Annotated in this window: 12 protein-coding genes; 8 read left to right on the forward strand and 4 right to left on the reverse strand. The window is 73.6% G+C overall.

Annotation, left to right across the window (positions count from 1 at the left end; all coding sequences use genetic code 11):
• Positions 1-151: 151 nt before the first annotated feature.
• From A6A06_RS19175 to A6A06_RS19195, 5 genes are all read left to right on the forward strand, one after another.
• A complete protein-coding gene (locus tag A6A06_RS19175) occupies positions 152-2,146 on the forward strand; it encodes an ABC transporter ATP-binding protein (protein ID WP_073762520.1) in 1,995 nt (664 codons plus the stop codon).
• Between the two features lie 252 nt (positions 2,147-2,398).
• Positions 2,399-3,295, forward strand: coding sequence for an LppX_LprAFG lipoprotein (locus A6A06_RS19180; RefSeq protein WP_199930996.1), 897 nt, complete (start codon positions 2,399-2,401; stop codon positions 3,293-3,295).
• 363 nt (positions 3,296-3,658) lie between these two features.
• Complete coding sequence (locus tag A6A06_RS19185; protein ID WP_073763223.1) at positions 3,659-4,738, forward strand: alpha/beta hydrolase family protein; 1,080 nt, start codon at positions 3,659-3,661, stop codon at positions 4,736-4,738.
• 297 nt (positions 4,739-5,035) lie between these two features.
• A complete protein-coding gene (locus A6A06_RS19190; protein WP_073762522.1) occupies positions 5,036-6,202 on the forward strand; it encodes an exonuclease SbcCD subunit D in 1,167 nt (388 codons plus the stop codon).
• Positions 6,199-9,423, forward strand: a complete 3,225-nt coding sequence (locus A6A06_RS19195) for an AAA family ATPase (protein ID WP_073762523.1) — start codon at positions 6,199-6,201, stop codon at positions 9,421-9,423. Before A6A06_RS19190 ends, A6A06_RS19195 begins: the two co-directional genes overlap by 4 nt.
• A 33-nt stretch (positions 9,424-9,456) precedes the next feature.
• Here the strand turns inward: A6A06_RS19195 and A6A06_RS19200 are convergent, their stop codons facing one another.
• A complete protein-coding gene (locus A6A06_RS19200; RefSeq protein WP_073762524.1) occupies positions 9,457-9,906 on the reverse strand; it encodes an Lrp/AsnC family transcriptional regulator in 450 nt (149 codons plus the stop codon).
• Between the two features lie 275 nt (positions 9,907-10,181).
• Between A6A06_RS19200 and A6A06_RS19205 the strand changes: the two genes are divergently transcribed.
• Positions 10,182-11,048 carry a class I SAM-dependent methyltransferase gene (locus tag A6A06_RS19205; RefSeq protein ID WP_073763224.1) on the forward strand — a complete coding sequence of 289 codons (867 nt, stop codon included), beginning with the start codon at positions 10,182-10,184 and terminating at the stop codon, positions 11,046-11,048.
• Positions 11,049-11,122: 74 nt separating this feature from the next.
• Here A6A06_RS19205 and A6A06_RS43735 read toward each other — a convergent pair whose 3' ends face one another.
• Complete coding sequence (locus tag A6A06_RS43735; protein ID WP_079194144.1) at positions 11,123-12,298, reverse strand: GNAT family N-acetyltransferase; 1,176 nt, start codon at positions 12,296-12,298, stop codon at positions 11,123-11,125.
• A 12-nt stretch (positions 12,299-12,310) separates the two neighbouring features.
• Positions 12,311-14,005 carry a DUF885 domain-containing protein gene (locus tag A6A06_RS19215; RefSeq protein ID WP_073762525.1) on the reverse strand — a complete coding sequence of 565 codons (1,695 nt, stop codon included), beginning with the start codon at positions 14,003-14,005 and terminating at the stop codon, positions 12,311-12,313.
• Between the two features lie 196 nt (positions 14,006-14,201).
• On the opposite strand from A6A06_RS19215, the gene A6A06_RS19220 reads away from it, so the two are divergent.
• Both A6A06_RS19220 and A6A06_RS19225 read left to right on the forward strand, forming a co-directional pair.
• The gene (locus A6A06_RS19220) at positions 14,202-15,206 is read left to right on the forward strand and encodes a LysR family transcriptional regulator (RefSeq protein WP_073762526.1); all 1,005 of its coding nucleotides are present in this window, start codon (positions 14,202-14,204) and stop codon (positions 15,204-15,206) included.
• Between the two features lie 119 nt (positions 15,207-15,325).
• Positions 15,326-16,708: a carbohydrate-binding protein gene (locus A6A06_RS19225; RefSeq protein ID WP_073762527.1), complete on the forward strand. Its 1,383-nt coding sequence runs from the start codon at positions 15,326-15,328 to the stop codon at positions 16,706-16,708.
• Between the two features lie 233 nt (positions 16,709-16,941).
• Here the strand turns inward: A6A06_RS19225 and A6A06_RS19230 are convergent, their stop codons facing one another.
• The gene (locus tag A6A06_RS19230) at positions 16,942-18,348 is read right to left on the reverse strand and encodes a GNAT family N-acetyltransferase (protein WP_073762528.1); all 1,407 of its coding nucleotides are present in this window, start codon (positions 18,346-18,348) and stop codon (positions 16,942-16,944) included.
• Positions 18,349-18,446 lie beyond the last annotated feature (98 nt).

Raw genomic sequence — 18,446 nt, forward strand, 5'->3', positions numbered from 1 at the left:
CCGTGACGGTGCCGACCGGTCGAGTTGCAGCCCCGGTTCCGGCCGCAGCACCGTCCCGCCCCGTGCGGGCGCGCACCCGTCCGCGTACCCGTGCCCGTACCGCTCGCGTGCCCCGCGGCCGCACCGCGCACGCCTCATGGCCGGAGGCACGATGAGGAGCCGCGGCGTCAGGCCCCGGACCGAACTGCCCGTCTCCGAGAGCGAGCGAGTGCTGTTCGGCGGGGCCCTGCGCTACGACCTGTCCTTCACGCGGCACGAGATGCCGATCCTGCGGATGGGGCTGTGGTCGATGGCCCGGCAGTTCCCCGCCATGATGGGGGCCGTCGCCAAGGCGGCCTGGCGTGAGGACCGGATCGCGCTGACGGCGCTGCTCGGCGCCGAGGTCGGCCAGGGCGTCATGCGGGCCTTCACCCTGGTGGCCACCAACCAGGTGCTCATGGCCCTGTTCGCGGCCGGGCCCACGCCCGCGCGGCTGCGCCAGGCGCTGCCCGCCCTGGTGGCGGTGGCGGTCGTCGCGGTGCTCTCGGCCCTCTTGTCGGCCGTGTCCACCGCGGCGTCCGGGCAACTGGAACCCAAGATCGAACGCGTCTGCACGGCCCGCTTCTACCACGGCGTGATCCACGTCGAACTCGCCGCCCTGGAGGACCAGCAGGTCCACCGCACCCTGGACGCCGGCCGGTTCGGAACCGACTCGATCCGGATGATGCTCAGCTCCTCCATCCTGGTCCTCAACGCGCTGATCGGCCTGATCGCGGCCGCCGGGGTGCTGCTCATGCTGCACCCGCTGCTCGTCCTGATGCTGTTCCTGGTCGCCGCCCCCAACGGGTGGGGGGCGGTGCTCTCGGCCCGCCGCCAGTACGAGTCCCGGCACACCTGGATCGAGCACCGCCGCGCCATCTCCGTCATCACCCAGAAACTCACCGACCAGGGGTGCGCAGCGGAGATCCGTGTGCACGGCGCCGGGCGCCTGCTGGTGGACGCGTACGCGGACATGTCCAAGACGATGGAGCGCGAGCAACAGCGGCTGTCCCGCGCCGAGGCCGTCACCCAGACCGTCGCCTCGGCAGGATCGGGACTGGCGTCGCTGGGCGCCTACGGCGTGCTGTGGCTGCTGCTGACCAGCGGCGGGATGCCGCTGGCCGTGGCCGGGACCGCGGTGATCGCCGTACGGTCGTCCAGCGCCGGCCTGATGTCCCTGGTCATGCAGTTCAACCGGCTCTACGAGGAGGCCATGTACCTCAAGGACTGGGAGGACGCCTGCGCCACCGCCAAGCGGCACGCCATTCCCGGCGGCGGGGCCCAGCTGACCGGGCCGCTGGAGGAGGTGTGCCTGGAAAGCGTGTCCTTCACCTACCCGGGCGCCACCTCGCCCGCCCTGGACAAGGTGGACCTGTGCGTTCCCCGCGGCACGGTCGTCGCGCTGGTCGGGGCGAACGGTTCCGGCAAGTCCACCCTCGCCAAACTCGTCGCGGGCCTGTACCTGCCCAGCGACGGTCGCCTCCTGTGGAACGGCACCGACACCCGCGACGCCGACCGCGCGGCCGTCTTCGGGCAAGTGGCGCTGCTGGCACAGGACTTCCCGCACTGGCCGATGACCGCCCGCGCCAACATCCACATCGGGCGCAGCGACCAGCGGCTCGACCAGTGGCGCGTCGAGCGGGCCGCCGACGGCGCGGACGCCACCGACGTCATCACCTCCTTGCCGCACAGCTGGGACAGCCTGGTCGTCAAGGGCTTCGAACGCGGCACCCAGCTCTCCGGCGGACAGTGGCAGCGCCTCGGCGCCGCCCGCGCCCACTACCGCGAGGCCCCGCTGCTGGTCGTGGACGAGCCGACGTCCGCGCTCGACCCCAGGGCCGAGGTCGAGGCGTTCCAGGCGCTGCGTTCCCTCACCGACGAGGGCACCACCGTCCTGCTGATCACCCACCGGCTCGCCGCCACCGCGACCGCCGACCTCATCTACGTCCTCGACGAGGGCCGCCTGATCGAACAGGGCACCCACGCGCAGCTCATGGCCCTCGACGACGGCCACTACCGCTCCCTGTACGAGATCCAGGCCGCCCAGTACACGGCCGCCGCACCCGGCGGATGCTCCGCGGGCCGGTGCGCGAAGGCGTCGGCCGACGCACAGGGAGAGCGCCCATGACGGGCCCCCGCGTGCAGTGATCTGCCGGCCCTCGTGCCCTTCGGCAGGAACCGTTGATTCATCCCCGCACCGCGGGGCACTCGGAACGCCGTGGCGCGCGGCGGAACGCCCGCGACAGGACAGACAGGCTCACCGGCGTTCCCCGCTCCGCCACCGGCCGCACCGGTGACGTACGCGTACCGAAGCCGGCGGTGGCATACACGGTGCCGCCGGTCCGTACGGGTTTTTGACCAGGAGGTCACAGTGACAACAGTGCGAACTCGTCCGCGTCTCTTAGCCGTGGCCGCCGCCGGGACGCTGTCCCTGGCCGCCGTCACCGGCTGCGGTGGTACGGACGGCACGGACGGCACGGACGGCACGACGTCGGGCAAGGACCCCGGCCCGCAGGGCAGCGCGTCGGCCTCACAGGGCGGCGCGGCGGACGGTCCGCAGGCGGTGCGGGCCGCACACCACCGGACCACCGCCGCCAAGACCGCCAAGATGACGCTCCTCACCCGGGCCAGGAGCGGTGGCGACAGCGCGGAGGCCCGCGGGGCGGGCGTCGTGGACCTGGGCAGCGGCAGCAGCGACCTGACGCTGCGGACCGGCAACCAGCAGGTCCGCCAGCGCCTGGTGGACGGCATGCTGTACCAGCAGCCGTTCGCGGAGCAGCGGCAGCAGCTGCCGCAGGGCAAATCGTGGCTGAAGGTGGACCTGAAGAAGCTCCTGGCACAGTCCGGCAGCAGCGCGCAGTATGAGGACCCGACGGCCTCGTTCAACTACACCAAGGGCATCAGCGACAAGGACGTCACCAAGGTCGGCAGCGAGACCGTCGACGGCACGGCCACCACGCACTACAAGGTGTCCGTCGACGTGGCGGAGCTGGCCAAGGGCAACGAACAGCAGGCGAAGCAGCTCAGGGCGCAGCTCGGCGACCGGCTGCCGCTCGACATCTGGCTGGACGGGCAGGGCCGGGTCCGCCAGGAGAAGGTCGAGGTCGCGCCCAAGGGGGGCAAGCAGGGCAGCAGCGGTGCGCGGACCGCCGTCAGCACGACGCTGAAGTTCAGCGACTTCGGTACGGACGTGAACGTGACCGCGCCCCCGGCCGAGGACACGGTCGACATCACGGCCAAGGCCGCGCAACAGGGACAGCGGACGTCGAAGTCGTGACGTGATCCGCTGCCGTTCCGCGAAGGCGCCGGGTGGGGCGGACCGGCGCCTTCAGCGCGTCCGGAATCGCTCCGCGGAGCTACCGGAGATCGTCCCCGGGAGTGATGGCGACCACGGCGCCCGGTCCGTAGATTTCCGTCGACACGTCATTCACGGCATCGACAATCACGACATCGACCGGAAATCGACAGGAAGAAGCCGATGCGCCACAGATCTCTGCCCCGCGCCGCAGCCGTCATGGTTCTGGCCGCCGCCGTCTGTGCTCCCGCCGCCACCGCCCACGCCGGAAACACACCGGTCAGCCGGGCGGGCGTACCTTCCGTAGGGCCGGACTTACCGTCCGTACGGCCGGACATACCTTCCGTGCGGCAGGGCTTACCGTCCGTACGAGCGGCTGAATCCGGACCGACGCTTCCCGCGCCCTCGGGAAAGCACCCGATCGGCCTGACCACCCTGCACCTGAAGGACAGCGGGCGGCCCGACCCGTGGGTGCCCGGTGAGCATCGGGAACTGATGGTCTCCGTCTGGTATCCGGCCGTACGGCCTTCGGGAACTCCCGCTCCGTACATGACCGCGGCGGAATCCGAGGAGTATCTGAAGAACAGCGGTACCGACGTGCCGCCGCGCATTCTGAGCACCGTGCGTACCCACGCGACCGTGGACGCCGAACCGGCCGGGCGGCGCGGCGGGCTCCCGCTGGTCGTGCTGTCGCCGGGCTTCGGGATGCCGCGCGCCACCCTGACCGGGCTCGCGGAGGAGCTGGCCGGGCGTGGCTACGCCGTGGCCGCCGTCGGGCACAACTACGAGGCCAACGGCACCACCTTCCCCGACGGGCACACGACGCCCTGCGTGGCGTGCAAGGACCCGGACCACCCCCGGGTCGGCGCCGTCCGGGCCCGGGACGTCTCCTTCGTACTGGACGCGCTGACCGGAAACCTGGACGCGCTGACCGGGAACAGCCCGGCCTGGAGGGGCGGGAAACTCGTCGACGCCGGCCGTATCGCCATGGCCGGACATTCGGCCGGCGGTTTCAGCGTCATTCCCGCCATGCTGCGGGACCCGCGCATCAAGGCGGGCATCAACATGGACGGGAATTTCCGGTACCCGAACGACGTCCCGCTGAACCGGCCGGTGCTGATGCTCGGCAAACCCAGCCACGTACCCGGCGGCCCCGACGGAACGTGGGACGAGACCTGGAAAGAGCTGACCGGATGGAAACGCTGGCTGAGCGTCGGAGGAACCGAACACCTCTCCTTCACCGACCTGGCGGCCCTGGCCAAAGAACTCGGCATTCCCCTCCAGGCCCTCGACGGTGACCGCTGCGACGCCATCACGCGCGCTTATGTCACCGCCTTCGTCGACAAGCATCTGCGGGGGAAGGAAAGCGCCTTGCTGGACGGCCCCTCGGCCCGCTACCCGGAGGTGGAATTCCACCGGCCGTAGGGGGAAACGCCCCCGGCCGACCGGACCGAGTCCCCTTGTCGCGGAGCGAGGCACGGAGCGAAGCGCGAAGTGGGGTGTGACGCGAGGTGTGACGTGAGGCGCGTCACATGATCCGGCCGGTTCGTGACGGGCTCCGGAGCCGGCCGGGCGCGGATGGCAGACTGAGGCCGGTGGGAAACACGGTGCCAGGCGGCACCGACGTGGCCGGCGCCCGGAGCGACCCTCAAGGGCGGCCGTACGGGCCCGCTGCGGGCGACGGGAGCGAGGAGCGGTAAAAGTGCAGGTCGAGGCGGTCTCGTGAGATTTCTGCACACCTCCGACTGGCACCTCGGCCGCTCGTTTCACCGGGTGAACCTGCTCGCCGCGCAGCGCACCTTCCTCGACCACCTCGTCGAGACGGTCCGTGCGCAGCGGGTCGACGCGGTCCTCGTCGCGGGGGACGTCTACGACCGTGCCGTACCGCCGCTGGCCGCCGTGGAGCTCTTCGACGACGCCCTGCACCGCCTCGCCGCCCTGGGCGTGCCCACCGTCATGATCTCCGGGAACCACGACTCCGCCCGGCGGCTCGGCGTCGGCTCCGGCCTGATGCGGCAGGCCGGTATCCACCTGCGGACCGACCCGGCGGCCTGCGCCACCCCGGTCGTGCTGCGCGACGAGCACGGCGAGGTCGCCCTGTACGGCCTCCCGTACCTGGAACCGGCCCTGGTCAAGGAGGAGTTCGGCGCCGAGCGGGCCGACCACGCGCACGTACTGGGCGCCGCCATGGACCGGGTGCGCGACGATCTCGCCGGACGGCCCGCCGGCACCCGGTCGGTGGTGCTCGCGCACGCCTTCGTCACCGGCGGCGCGCCCAGCGACAGCGAGCGCGACATCACGGTCGGCGGCGTGGAGTCGGTCCCCGCGTCGGTCTTCGACGGAGTCGATTACGCCGCCCTCGGGCATCTGCACGGCTGCCAGACGATCACCGACCGGGTCCGCTACTCCGGCTCGCCCCTCGCCTACTCCTTCTCCGAGGAGCGGCACCGCAAGTCCCTGTGGCTCGTCGACCTGGACGCCGCGGGCACGGTGAGCGCGGAGCGCCTGGACTGCCCGGTGCCCCGGCCGCTGGCCCGGGTCCGCGGCAAGCTGGAGAACCTGCTGGCGGACCCGGCGCTGGCCGCCCACGAGGGGGCGTGGGTGGAGGCGACCCTGACCGACACCGCCCGCCCGCACGAACCGATGGCCCGGCTCGCCGGACGCTTCCCGCACATCCTCAGCCTCGCCTTCGAGCCGGAGGAAGCCGCCGCCCGCACCCTCGCCTCGTACGCGCAGCGGCTGCGCGGCCGCAGTGACCAGGAGATCGCCGAGGACTTCGTCGCCCACGTACGGACCGGGCGCACCGTGGACGACGAGGAGCGGGCCGTGCTGCGCTCCGCCCTCGACGAGGTGCGGACCGACGACACGCTGCGGGAGGTGGCGCGGTGAGGCTGCACCGGCTGTCGGTGACGGCCTTCGGGCCGTTCGGGCGGACCCAGACCATCGACTTCGACCGGCTGTCGCAGGCCGGTCTCTTCCTCCTCCACGGGCCGACCGGCGCGGGCAAGACCTCCATCCTGGACGCCGTCTGCTTCGCCCTGTACGGGACCGTGCCGGGGACGCGGCAGAGCGGCCAGGCGCTGCGCAGCGACCTCGCCGACCCGCTGACGCCCACCGAGGTCGTCCTCGAACTGACCGTGGGCGGACGCCGACTGGAGATCACCCGGCTGCCGGAACAGCACCGCCCCAAGAAGCGCGGGACCGGCACGACCCGCGAGAAGGCACAGAGCCGGATGCGCGAGTACGTGACCGGTGACGGCGGGCCGGACGACGCACCGCACGACGGCGCCGGAGGGCGCGGGCGCTGGAAGGCGCTGAGCCGGTCCCACCAGGAGATCGGCGAGGAGATCGGCCAGCTGCTCGGCATGAGCAAGGAGCAGTTCTGCCAGGTCGTCCTGCTGCCCCAGGGGGAATTCGCGCGCTTCCTGCGCGCCGACGCCGAGGCCCGCGCCCGGCTGCTGGGACGGCTCTTCGACACCCGCCGCTTCGCGGCGCTCGAAGAGCGGCTCGCCACCCGCCGCAAGGCCGCGGCCGACCGGGTGTCCGCCGGTGACGACCGGCTGCTGGCGCTGGCCCACCGAATGGACCAGGCGGCGGGGGAGTCGGCCGGTCTGGCCGATCCCTCGGTCCCCGCGCCGGGCCGCGCACCCGAAGCGCGGGCTGCGGCACCGGGCCGCCGCGGCGGTACGGGCCGGGCGGCGCGGTCCGCCGCTACGGGCGCTCCCGGGGGCACGGCGACCGCCACCGCACTCGTACCGGGGCAGTACGGACCGGAACCCGGCACGGCCGCCGCCGTACAGGGGGGCGAGACGCCGAGCCCCGGTGAGCCGGGCTTCGCCGAAGCCGTCCTGGTACGGGCCGCCGTGGCGCGGGCCGACGCGCGCGAACGCCACGAGATCGCCCGGCTCGCCGTACGCTCCGCCGAGGCGGCCGAGGCCGCGGCCCGCGTCCGGGCGGACGAGGAGCGCGAGCGGGACCGCCTCCAGCGCCGGTACGCCGAAGCGCGGCGGCGGGCGGCCGGACTGGCGGCGCAGTCCGGCGAGCGGGACCGGGCCAGGGACCGGCTGGCGCGGGCCCGCGCGGCCTCCGAGGTCGCCCCGGCGCTGGCGCTGCGGGACGCGGCCTGGCGCGAACACGGGACGGCGCAGGCCGCCGAGCGGCACGGACGGTCCCAGCTGCCGCCCGAACTCGCCGGGGCGGACGGCGAGCGGCTCGCCGCGCTGGAACACGAGCGGCGGCAGGACCTCGGATCGCTGACGGCGGCCCGCCGGGCCGAGAGCCGCGCCGCCCGGATCGCCGAGGAGCGCGCGGGGATCGAGCGGGACGCCCGCGCCGACGAACAGACGCTGGTGGACGCCGCCGCCTGGCTCGCGGACTGGGAGCCCGCCCACCAGGAGCACCAGCGGCGCATCGAGGCCGCCCAGGAAGCCGCGGCCCGCGCCGAACAGCTCCACGCACAGCTCGACCCGGCCCGGCAGCGGCTGGAAGCCGCACGGCGGCGCGACCGGCTCGCGGACGGCCTGCGGGCCGCGGACGAGGACGCGCTGCGCGCCCGGGAGCGTTCGGCGGCGGCCCATGAGCACTGGCTCGACCTGAAGGACCGCCGCCTGCGCGGCATCGCCGCCGAACTCGCCGCCGGGCTGGAGGACGGTGCCGCGTGCGCGGTGTGCGGCGCCACCGAGCACCCCGCCCCGGCCCGTACCGGCTCTGGACACGTGGACCGTACGGCCGAGGAAGCGGCGCTGGACGCCTACCGGCAGACCGAGTCCGTGCGTCAGGACGCCGAGCGTGCCCAGCAGGCCCTGAAGGAGGAACTGGCCGCCGCCTCCGCGACCGCCGGTGACACCTCCGTCGCCGAACTCGCGCGCGCCGAAGAAGAGTTGCGCGGCACCTACGCGCGCGAGCGGGCCGCGGGCGGCGGCCTCCACGCCGCCAGGGAAGCGTCCTCCCGCGCCGAGCGCGAGTACGAGCGACGCCGCACCGAGCAGCAGGACGCCGAGCGCCGCGCTGCCGCACGCACCTCCCACCGCGAGGCCCTCGACCGGGAACTCGCCGCGCTGGAAGCCGACCTGGCGGAAGCGCGCGGTGGCTTCGCGAGTGTCGATGAGCGTTCCCGGCGCCTGGAGCGGCAGGTCGCGCTGCTGGCCGAGGCGGCGGCCGCCGCCCGTACGGCGGAGGTGTGCGCCGAACGGCTAAAGGAGGCCGACGCCCACCTGTCCGACGCCACCTACCGCGCCGGATTCGACACCCCGCAGGACGCGTCGGCCGCGCTCCTGGACGACGCCGACTGGCGCGCGCTGCAACAGCGCCTGGACCGCCACCAGGCGGAATCGGCCGCCGTGGAAGCAGAGCTGGCCGACCCGGAGGCGGCCGCCGCGGCGGACCTGCCGCCCGCCGACCCGGAACAGGCGCGCGCCGCACTGGAGCGCGCGGCCCGCAGACTGCGCACCACCGGCACGGCGTACGCAGCCGCCGCGGAACGCTGCGCCGAACTGGACCGGCTCGGCGCGCGGGCCCACTCCGACGCCCGCCACCTGGCACCGCTGCGCACCGAGTACGAGCGCATCGCCCGCCTCGCCGCACTCGCCGCCGGGACCTCGGCGGAGAACGAGCGGCGGATGCGCCTGGAGTCCTACGTCCTCGCCGCCCGGCTCGAACAGGTCGCGGCCGCCGCCAGCGCGCGCCTGCACCGCATGTCCTCCGGCCGCTACACCCTCGTGCACTCCGACGAACGGGCCGGCGGCGCGCGCCGCTCCGGCCTCGGCCTGCACGTCATCGACGCCTGGACCGGCCACGAACGGGACACCGCCAGCCTCTCCGGCGGCGAGACGTTCTTCGCGTCGCTGGCGCTGGCCCTCGGACTCGCCGACGTCGTCACCGACGAGGCGGGCGGCACCCGCCTGGACACGCTCTTCATCGACGAGGGCTTCGGCAGCCTGGACGAACAGACGCTGGACGAGGTGCTGGACGTCCTGGACTCGCTGCGCGAACGGGACCGCAGCGTCGGCATCGTCAGCCACGTCGCGGACCTCCGGCAGCGCATCCCGGCCCAGCTGGAGGTCGTCAAGGACCGCGCGGGGTCGTCCGTACGCCACCGGCTGCCGGACTGACGCGGCAGCGGGACCGCCGCGGCGCCGGGCGGCTCAGGAACCGATCGGACGCCGGGGCAGCGGTGAGGAGTACACGATGCTGGTCGTCACGGGGCCCAGCGCCCCCACCCGGCCCGACACCTCCTCCAGATGCTTCATCGAGCGGGCGGCGATCTTCAGGAGGAAGCAGTCGTCGCCCGTGACGTGGTGCGCCTCCAGGATCTCGGGCGTGGTGTCCAGCAGGTCGTGGAGCGGCCCGTAGTTGCCGCCGTCCGGATAGCGCAACCGGACGAAGGCCAGCACCGACAGCCCGACGCCCGCCGGCTCGACCACCGCGGCGTACCCGGATATCACCCCGGCCTCCTCCAGGCGCCGTACCCGTTCGGTCACCGCGCTCGCGGACATGTTCACGGCGCGGGCCAGTTCGGCGTACCCCGCGCGGCCGTTGCGCTGCAGGACGTCGAGGATGCGCCAGTCGGTGGCGTCGGGGGAATAGCCGGTCATGGGAGGTGTCTAGCAGTGGAATCCCCGGCGTATCAAGGGTTTCGCCGGTGATCGGCACTGTGTGATTCCGGGCCGCAATCCCCGCATGCACCGACATGACCTCTCACATCACCCTGTTGCCCGGCCTTCGGAAGCCGCATGGTTTCAGGTCACCGGGCCGGGCGGACGGCCCGCACGATCCGTTCCCGGCTCGTGCCCCCGGCTCGTGACGAACGGGGCGGAATGGATGACGGGTGAAGTCGTCGACCCGGAAGAGGGGTTCCGGCGCCGAAGCGATGTGCCGGTACCGTCCGGGCTGGCAAGGTGCGGACGTGAGCAACGTACGCGAAGTCATCCGATATTACCGTCAGCCGGGTTCTCGGCTGGGATACCGCCTTTTTCTGAACGGCACCAAGCATTTCGGCTTCTATCACGAGAAAGACTCCCCGTGGGCCTGGTCGAAAGCGCTGCGCCGCATGGAAGACAGAATGGGGGAGACGCTCGCGCAGCCGCCCGGCGCGCGTGTTCTCGACGCCGGGTGCGGTGTGGGCGACGTGGCCGGCCGGCTGGCGGGCCGGTTCGGCCTGCGGATCGACGGGGTGGACCTGCTCGAAGCCCATGTCGCACAGGCCCGGCGGCGGGCCCGCCGCCGCGGCCTCGACCACCTGCTCACCTTCTCGCACAGCGACTACGCGGCCCTCGACTTCCCCGACGAGAGCTTCGACGCCGTCTACACCATGGAAACCCTGGTGCACGCGGCGGATGCCGAGGCGGTGCTCCGGCAGTTCCACCGGGTACTCAAGCCGGGCGGCCGGCTCGTCATGTTCGAGTACGGCCGGGAGACCGCGGCGCGGATGCCCACTCCGGCGGCCGAGGCCTTCCGGCAGCTGAACGACTGGGCCGCGATGCCGTCGTTCCAGCGTTTCACCTACGGCACGCTGGAACGCCTGACCGCCGAAACCGGATTCCGTGTGCGGCACGTCGAGGACGTATCCCGCAGCATGTGGCCGATGCTCCGGTGTTTCGCCGTGATCGGAGCGCTGCCCTACGCGGGATTCCGGGCGGCGGGACTGCAGCGGCAGTTCGTGAACACCATGTCGGCCGTCGAATTCTGGCGGCACCGCGCATTCTGGCGGTACGAGATCCATACCGCCGACAAATGATCCGGGAGAGCGGAAAGCACCCGTGAGAAAGGCGGCGGACACCGGCGTGAGGCCGCGGCGCCACGGACGGGCGTTCAGAGAAAGGACCCGGTCCCCGCGAAGACGTGCGCCCGCAGCCCGTACCGGTCGCCGGACGGCACGAACCCGGCCCGCTCCAGCACCCGCCGGGACGGCACGTTCGCCGGTTCGGTGAGCGCCAGCACCGTACGGACCTCGGGCCGCCCGGCCGCCCAGTCGGCCAGCAGGCGCGTGGCCTCCGTGGCCCAGCCCGCGCCCCGCGCCGGCGGGCAGAGCGCGTACCCGATCTCCACCGTGCCCTCGTCGTCCGGCGGCCCGTGGAAGCAGATGGACCCCACGGCCGTACCGTCGTCGGCCCGGACGATCGTGAACAGGCCCCAGCCCGGCCGGTAGAGCCCCGACGCGGCGGCCTGCGCGACGGCCCCGGCGCAGGTGGCGGCGGACTCCGGCGGACCGCCGCCCGCCCACACCGCTTCGCCGGGGCGGGCGCCGCCGTCACCCGTGCCGTCCGCGAGCCGCGCCGCCGCCGTCGGCACGACCGGCCGCAGGACGACCCGGCCCGCCCTCAGGACCGGCGGGAAACCCGCGGCCACCGTGGCCAGCATTTCGATCAGCTCGCCGGTGCCCGCCCCCGCGGGCAGGCCGCCGACCTGCCCGTCACCCACCTCGACCACCCGCCACATCCCGTCCGTGCGCAGCGCCAGGTCCGTGGTGACGAACCGGCAGCCCAGCGTGCGCAGCGCCTTCCGTACGACGGGGGCGACCGCCGACAGGTCCGGCTGCGGGCACCGCCCCGGCGCGTCCGGGCGGGCGCCGACGAGCACCGGCTCGCCGTCCACCCACCACACCCGCACCCCCGCCGGTGCCACCGCGCCGGGCGCGCGCGAGGCCCGGCGGCGGTCCAGGCGGAGGCCGGCGAACGTGCCGTACCGGCCGGGGCTCTCATGGGCCGCGCGATAGCTCTCCGGTGAGGTCAGCAGCGGTACGCCGCGCTCGCCGAGGGCCGCGGCGAGCGCGGCGTACCGCTCGGACGGCAGCGCCCGGCCGCGGTACCACGCCGCCCCGGACCCGCGCGGCACCCGCGCCACCGCGCCCGCCGCGTCCCCGGCGAGCAGTGCCGCATGGTCGACGACCGCGTGGCCCGCCCCGGCGGTCCGTACCGCGCCGGGCTCCCCGGCGAACTCCGGACCGACGTGGCCGGGCCGGAGCGGATCGCCGGAGAAGACGAACACGCCGCCGCTGCCTCAGAGCCGCGACAGCTCGGCCAGCAGGTCGTCCAGGCCCAGCGAGCCCTGCGACAGCGCCGCCATGTGCCAGGCCTTGAGGTCGAAGTCCGCGCCGTGCCGCTGCCGCGCCGCCGCACGGCCGTCGAGCCAGGTGCGCTCGCCCAGCTTGTAGCCGATGGCCTGACCCGGCATCCCCTGATAGCGGATGATCTCGCTCTCGACGAAGTCCGCCGGACGGCTGGAGTGGCGGCCGAAGAACTCCTGCGCCAGCTCCGGCGTCCAGCGCTCGCCCGGGTGGAACGGCGAGTCCGCCGGAATGGCCAGCTCCAGGTGCATACCGATGTCGATGATCACGCGGACCGCCCGCATCATCTGCGCGTCCAGGTAACCGAGCCGACGTTCGGCGCTGGTCAGAAAGCCCAGCTCGTCCATGAGCCGCTCGGCGTACAGCGCCCAGCCCTCGGCGTTGGCGCTGACCATGCCCACCGTCGTCTGGTAGCGCGAGAGGTCCTCGGCGACGTGCGCCCACTGCGCCAGCTGGAGGTGGTGGCCCGGCACGCCCTCGTGGTACCAGGTCGAGACCAGGTCGTACGTGGGGAAGCGGGTCTGGCCCATCGTCGGCAGCCAGGTGCGGCCGGGGCGGGAGAAGTCCAGTGAGGGGCTCGTGTAGTACGGAGCGGCGGCGCCGCCGGGCGGCGCGATCCGCGACTCCACGTGCTTGACCCGCTCCGCCAGGTCGAAGTGCGTGCCGTCCAGGGCCTCGATGGCCTGGTCCATCAGTGCCTGGAGCCACTGGCGGGTCTCCTCTACACCCACCACGGCCTCGCCGTTCTCGTTCAGCCAGGACAGCGCCTCCCACGGGGTCCGCGCCCCGGGCAGGACCTTCTCCGCCTCCGTGACCATCTCGGCGTGCAGCCGGTGGAACTCCGACCAGCCGTACGTGTACGCCTCGTTCAGGTCCAGGTCGGTGCCGTTGAAGTAGCGGGCGAGGAGGGCGTAGCGCTCGCGGCCCACCACGTCCGGCGCGCCCTCGACCGCCGGCGCGTAACGGTCGCGGAACCAGTCGCGCAGCTCCACCAGCGCGCCGGTCGCCACCGACGCCGCCGCGTCCAGCTCGGCACGCAGCGCCTCGGGGCCCGGCTCGGTCAGCTCGGCGAACCAGCTGCGGTCCGTACCGATCCAGGTGCTCAACTGGCCGGTGACCGTCGCGACTTGCCGCGGCCCGGCGGGCAGGTTCTGCTTCAGGCCCGCCTCCAGCGAGGCGCGGTAGCCCTCCAGCGCGGCGGGCACCGCCCGCAGCCGCCGGGTGAGCGCCGCCCAGTCGTCGTCCGTCTCGACCGGCGTGATCGTCAGAACCTCGCGCACCGCGTGCAGCGGCGAGTGCAGGTTGCTCACCGTGCGCAGCCCTTCGCCCGCCTCGTGCACCGCCAGTTCCGCGGTCAGCCGCTCGCGCAGCAGCCGGGCACAGCGCCGCTCGCCCTCGCTGTCCCCGCCCGGCCGCTGCTCGGCCTCGGCGAGCCGGTCCAGCGTCGTACGGGCCAGCTGGGCCACCGCTTCCTGGCCGGTGGGCGAGAAGTCGGGCAGTCGGCTCGAACTCTCCGGGACGCCGAGGAAGGTACCGGTGATGGGGTCCAGGTCGACCAGGGCGTCGACGTAGGCGTCGGCGACCTGGCGGGGGAGGGGCGCGTTGTCGGAAGCAGTGGTGTGGGACATGCGCCCCATCCTCGTACGGAAGCCCCCGCCGCGTCATCAGCAGCGCGCCGCGCGATCCCGCCGGGAACGCCGCGTCCGCGGAGGGCGAACGGTGCCGGAGCCGCGCGGTGCCGGCCGCCCGGCCCGGTGACCGCGTCCGTCATTGGTCCGGACCGGACTATTGCTCCCGCCCGGAGCGGAGCACCAAGCTCACAGAATGGACCTGGAATTGCGGCATTTGAAGACGATCCGGACTATTGCCGACGCGGGCAGCCTGACCAAGGCCGCCGCCCAGCTGGGCCTCGCCCAGCCCGCCCTGAGCGCCCAGCTCAAACGGATAGAACGGACGCTGGGCGGCAGGCTCTTCGACCGCGGGCGCTTCGGCGTGCGGCCCACCGCACTGGGCGAGTTCGTGCTCGACCGCGCCCGCGTCGTGCTGCCCGCGATCAGCGAGCTCCAGCAGGAAGCCGTACGGTTCCACAGCGCGGGCGGCACGGTGGCGGGCTTCCGGCTCGGCGGCACCCACGGCCCGCTGCTCGGCGGCCTGGTGGACCGGCTCGCGACCGTCCGTCCGGGCGTGCCGGTGACCACGTTCACCACCTGGTCCGAACGCGAGATCGCCGCGTCCGTCACCGCGGGACGCCTGGACTTCGCCCTCATCGGGGCCTGCGGGGAGAGCCCGGCGCCCGAATCCGAACGGCTCAGCTGGCGGGAGATCGCGGTGGACCCGGTCTTCGTCATGCTCGCCGACAGCCACCCCCTGGCCGCGCAGCGGGAGATCGGACTCGCGGAACTGGCGGCGGAGGCCTGGGCGGACGTACCGGGCGACGGCTGCTTCGCGGACTGTTTCACCCTCGCCTGCGCCCGCGCCGGCTTCACCCCCACCCGCGTCTACGAGACCGACACCGCCTCCTGCATCCACCTCGTCCAGGTCGGCCGCGCCGCGGGACTGTGCCGCGCGACCCTGCCCCCCACCCCCGGAGTGGTGACCAGACCGCTCGCCGGTACGCCGCTGACCTGGCGCCACCTGCTGGGCTGGCACCCGGGCACCCCCGCGGCGGGCTCCGCCCCCGAGGTCGTCGCCCAGGCACGTGCCGCCCACGCCGACGCCGCGGCGCGCAGCGAGAGCTATACGCAGTGGCTGGCCGACCACCGCGACGCGGCCGACCCCGGCCCGCCGGGAGGCACCGGCGGCCGGACGGCGGACCCCGAATACCCGTGAGCCCCGCCCGTCATCCATACCACCTGGCAGAAGGACAACTGACATCTTCTGCCGACCGGCGCATCACACCTACGTTGTGCGGCACCTCCACCCCCCCCGAGACCGAGGAGACCACCCCCATGCGCCACAGACACGCCCGAACCAGCGCGTGTGCCGTCCTCGCCGCCGTCGGCGCACTCGTCCTGACCGCGCTGCCCGGCTCCGCGGCGGCCCAGTCCGTACGGGCGGACTCGACGAACCCGCAGACCTCCCACCGGACGGCCGCCGAGACACTGGCCGTCGGCGCCACGTCCGACGCCGTGTTCCAGGCGATGCAGCGTGACCTCGGCCTCAACCGGGCACAGGCCGAACGCCGGCTGGCCAACGAGGCCGAAGCGGGCGCCGTCGCCGGACGCCTGCACCACGCGCTGGGCGGCTCCTTCGCCGGTGCCTGGGTCAGCGGCACCGAATCCACCACCCTCACCGTGGCCACCACCGACACCACGCGCCTCGCGGCCGTACGGGCGGCGGGCGCGCGCGCCGTGCACGTACCGCACACGCTCGCCCAACTCGACGCCGCCAAGGACAAGCTGGACCGCGCGTCGGCGCGCCGGGCCGCCCCCCAAGCGTCCTCGTGGGCCGTCGACGTCCGCACGAACACGGTGCAGCTGCGCGCCGCCGACCCGGCAGCGGCCCGGTCGTTCGTCGCCGCCAGCGGAGCCGACCGCGGCCTCGTCAGCGTCGGAGCCACCGCCGAACGCCCGCGCCCGCTCTACGACATCCGCGGCGGCGACGCGTACTACATGGGCGGCGGACGCTGCTCCGTCGGCTTCGCGATCACCCGCGGCACCCAGCAGGGCTTCGCCACCGCCGGCCACTGCGGCCGCGCCGGCACCTCCACCACCGGCTACAACCAGGCCGCTCAGGGCAGCTTCCAGGCCTCCACCTTCCCCGGCCGGGACACGGCCTGGGTCGCCGCCAACAGCAGCTGGACCTCGACCCCCTACGTCAAGGGACAGGGCGGCCAGAACGTACGGGTCGCCGGCTCCACCCAGGCGGCGGTCGGCGCCTCGATCTGCCGCTCCGGCTCCACCACCGGCTGGCACTGCGGCACCATCCAGCAGCACAACACCAGCGTCACCTACCCGCAGGGCACCGTCAGCGGCGTCACCAGGACCTCGGTGTGCGCCGAGCCGGGCGACTCCGGCGGCTCCTTCATCTCCGGCAGCCAGGCGCAGGGCGTCACCTCCGGCGGGTCCGGCAACTGCAGCTCCGGCGGCACGACCTTCTACCAGCCGATCAACCCGCTGCTCCAGGGCTACGGCCTCACACTGAAGACCAACACGAGCGGCTCCGAGGACCCCGGCCCCAGCGAGCCGGGCGGCACCTGGTCGGCGGGCACGGTATACGAGGCGGGTGCCCAGGTCACGTACGGCGGCACCACGTACCGCTGCCTCCAGGGCCACCAGGCGCAGGAGGGCTGGGAGCCCGCGAACACGCCGTCCCTGTGGGAGCAGGTCTGAGCAGCACTCCGGGGCCTCGAAAAACCCCTGAGGACCATCTGAGGGCCACTGAGAACCACTGAGGCCCTCGGGAACAGCTGAACGGCACGAGTTCCGGCACAACCGCCGAGGACCACTGAGGTACGGCACCGATCCGCACCGGTCTCCGTACCGCCCGGGGGCCGGCTGGTACGAGCGCTCGCGTACCGGCCGGCCCCGTTTTCGCGTGCGGCCGTGCCGGAGCGCTCGGCCCCTCACGTCGCCTGCGGCCCGGCCCCCGGCACGCTGCGGGCCGCTTCCGGCCGTACGGGCTCCCGCCGGACGGGTGCCCCCTCCGGGCGGGCGCTGATCACCAGCGTCCCTTCCTCGATCTGGTAGTCCAGCGGCAGCCCCAGACCGCGCATCGCCGCCACCATGCCCGTGTTCGACGCCTGGGTGATCGCGTACACGCTCGCGCAGCCCGCCTCGGCGGCCATGCCGACCAGCCGGCGCAGCAGCTCCGAGCCGATACCGCGCCACTGCCACGCGTCCTCGACCAGCAGCGCCACCTCGGTCTCCTCGCCGTCCCACAGCAGGTGGCCGAGTGCCACCAGCCGCCCGGACGCGGTCTCCACCGCGAGGGTGCGGCCGAAACGGGGGCTGAGCAGGTGGTCCAGATAGCGTTCGGCGTCGGCGACCGGGCCGTGGTAGCGCTTCGCCAGCGTCCCGGCCGAGCAGCGGCCGTGCATCTCCAGGGCCGCCGCCAGGTCCGAGGTGTCGGTGCGGCGGACGGTGATGGCGTTGCCCTCGGGCAGGGTGAGCACGTCGCGGCGCGGCGGCACCCGCTGGCCGAGCCGCGCGTCCAGCTCGACGAGCGCCCGTACCCGGGCGAACTCGGTGGGCGTGAAGGGAAGGTGCGGGCGTTCGATGGTGACGGATCCCCCGGACGGGCCACGGAACTTCATGGTGTGCTCTTCGAGGATGCCCTCGTCCGGCACCCGTTCGGCCGGCGGCTGCCCGTTCAGGGCCTTCGCGGGTACCGAACGGATGGTGCAGCGGCCCAGCAACTGGCGTAGTGCGAGCGGGAGTTCGGCGGAGTCCAGGGCGGTACGGGTGGCCAGCCCCAGCATCCGGGTAGGGGCGTCCACCAGGTCGTGGGCGTCCGCGCGCTCCAGCCAGGTGCGGGAGCCGCCCGCCGAGGCGACCGCCCGGGTCAGCCCGGTGGCGGACAGTGCCGCGGGGGCGCGCAGCAGGAACTCGTCCACCGTCCCGTCCGACAGCGGATGCGTCTGCAGGCTCAGGATGTCCACCCGCTGTCCGGCCAGCGCGGTGCACAGTGCGGCGAGGCTGCCCGGCTCGTCCCGTACGGTCGTGCGCATCCGCCACAGCGCCGTCTCCTTCCGCTCCTCCGCGGGAGCGACCGGAGCGGCGGGCGCTGCGGCGCCGGTATCGGTCGGCGGCGGTGCGTGCTCGTGGCGGCGTGACCACCAGGTGTGGAACGCCGCCGTGGCGATCAGGACGACCGCCGAGCAGCACAGCAGCACCGGCCCCGACGGGCCGTGCGCGATGGCGTTGGCGATGGCGTCCGCCACGGACACGGCAGTGAACAGGGCCGCCAGTTCGACCAGGTCCCGCCGCCAGTGGTGGCGGCGGGAGCTCTTGGCAGATGTCGCGTCAGTCATGCAGACCAGCCTCACCGACGGGTGTTGCCTGATCGCGAACGCTCTGTGACCGATAAGTAAAGGACACAATCGAGGCAAAGACCGCGGGTCGGAACAGG

The organism is Streptomyces sp. CB02923, from assembly GCF_001905005.1.
Classification (GTDB): domain Bacteria; phylum Actinomycetota; class Actinomycetes; order Streptomycetales; family Streptomycetaceae; genus Streptomyces.

Excerpts from the sequence above, each read along its gene's own strand:
- A6A06_RS19175 (WP_073762520.1), top strand. The coding sequence starts at position 152 with ATGAGGAGCCGCGGCGTCAGGCCCCGGACCGAACTGCCCGTCTCCGAG.
- A6A06_RS19200 (WP_073762524.1), bottom strand. The coding sequence starts at position 9,906 with ATGACCGGCTATTCCCCCGACGCCACCGACTGGCGCATCCTCGACGTC.
- A6A06_RS19205 (WP_073763224.1), top strand. The coding sequence starts at position 10,182 with ATGTGCCGGTACCGTCCGGGCTGGCAAGGTGCGGACGTGAGCAACGTA.
- A6A06_RS19215 (WP_073762525.1), bottom strand. The coding sequence starts at position 14,005 with ATGTCCCACACCACTGCTTCCGACAACGCGCCCCTCCCCCGCCAGGTC.
- A6A06_RS19220 (WP_073762526.1), top strand. The coding sequence starts at position 14,202 with ATGGACCTGGAATTGCGGCATTTGAAGACGATCCGGACTATTGCCGAC.
- A6A06_RS19225 (WP_073762527.1), top strand. The coding sequence starts at position 15,326 with ATGCGCCACAGACACGCCCGAACCAGCGCGTGTGCCGTCCTCGCCGCC.
- A6A06_RS19230 (WP_073762528.1), bottom strand. The coding sequence starts at position 18,348 with ATGACTGACGCGACATCTGCCAAGAGCTCCCGCCGCCACCACTGGCGG.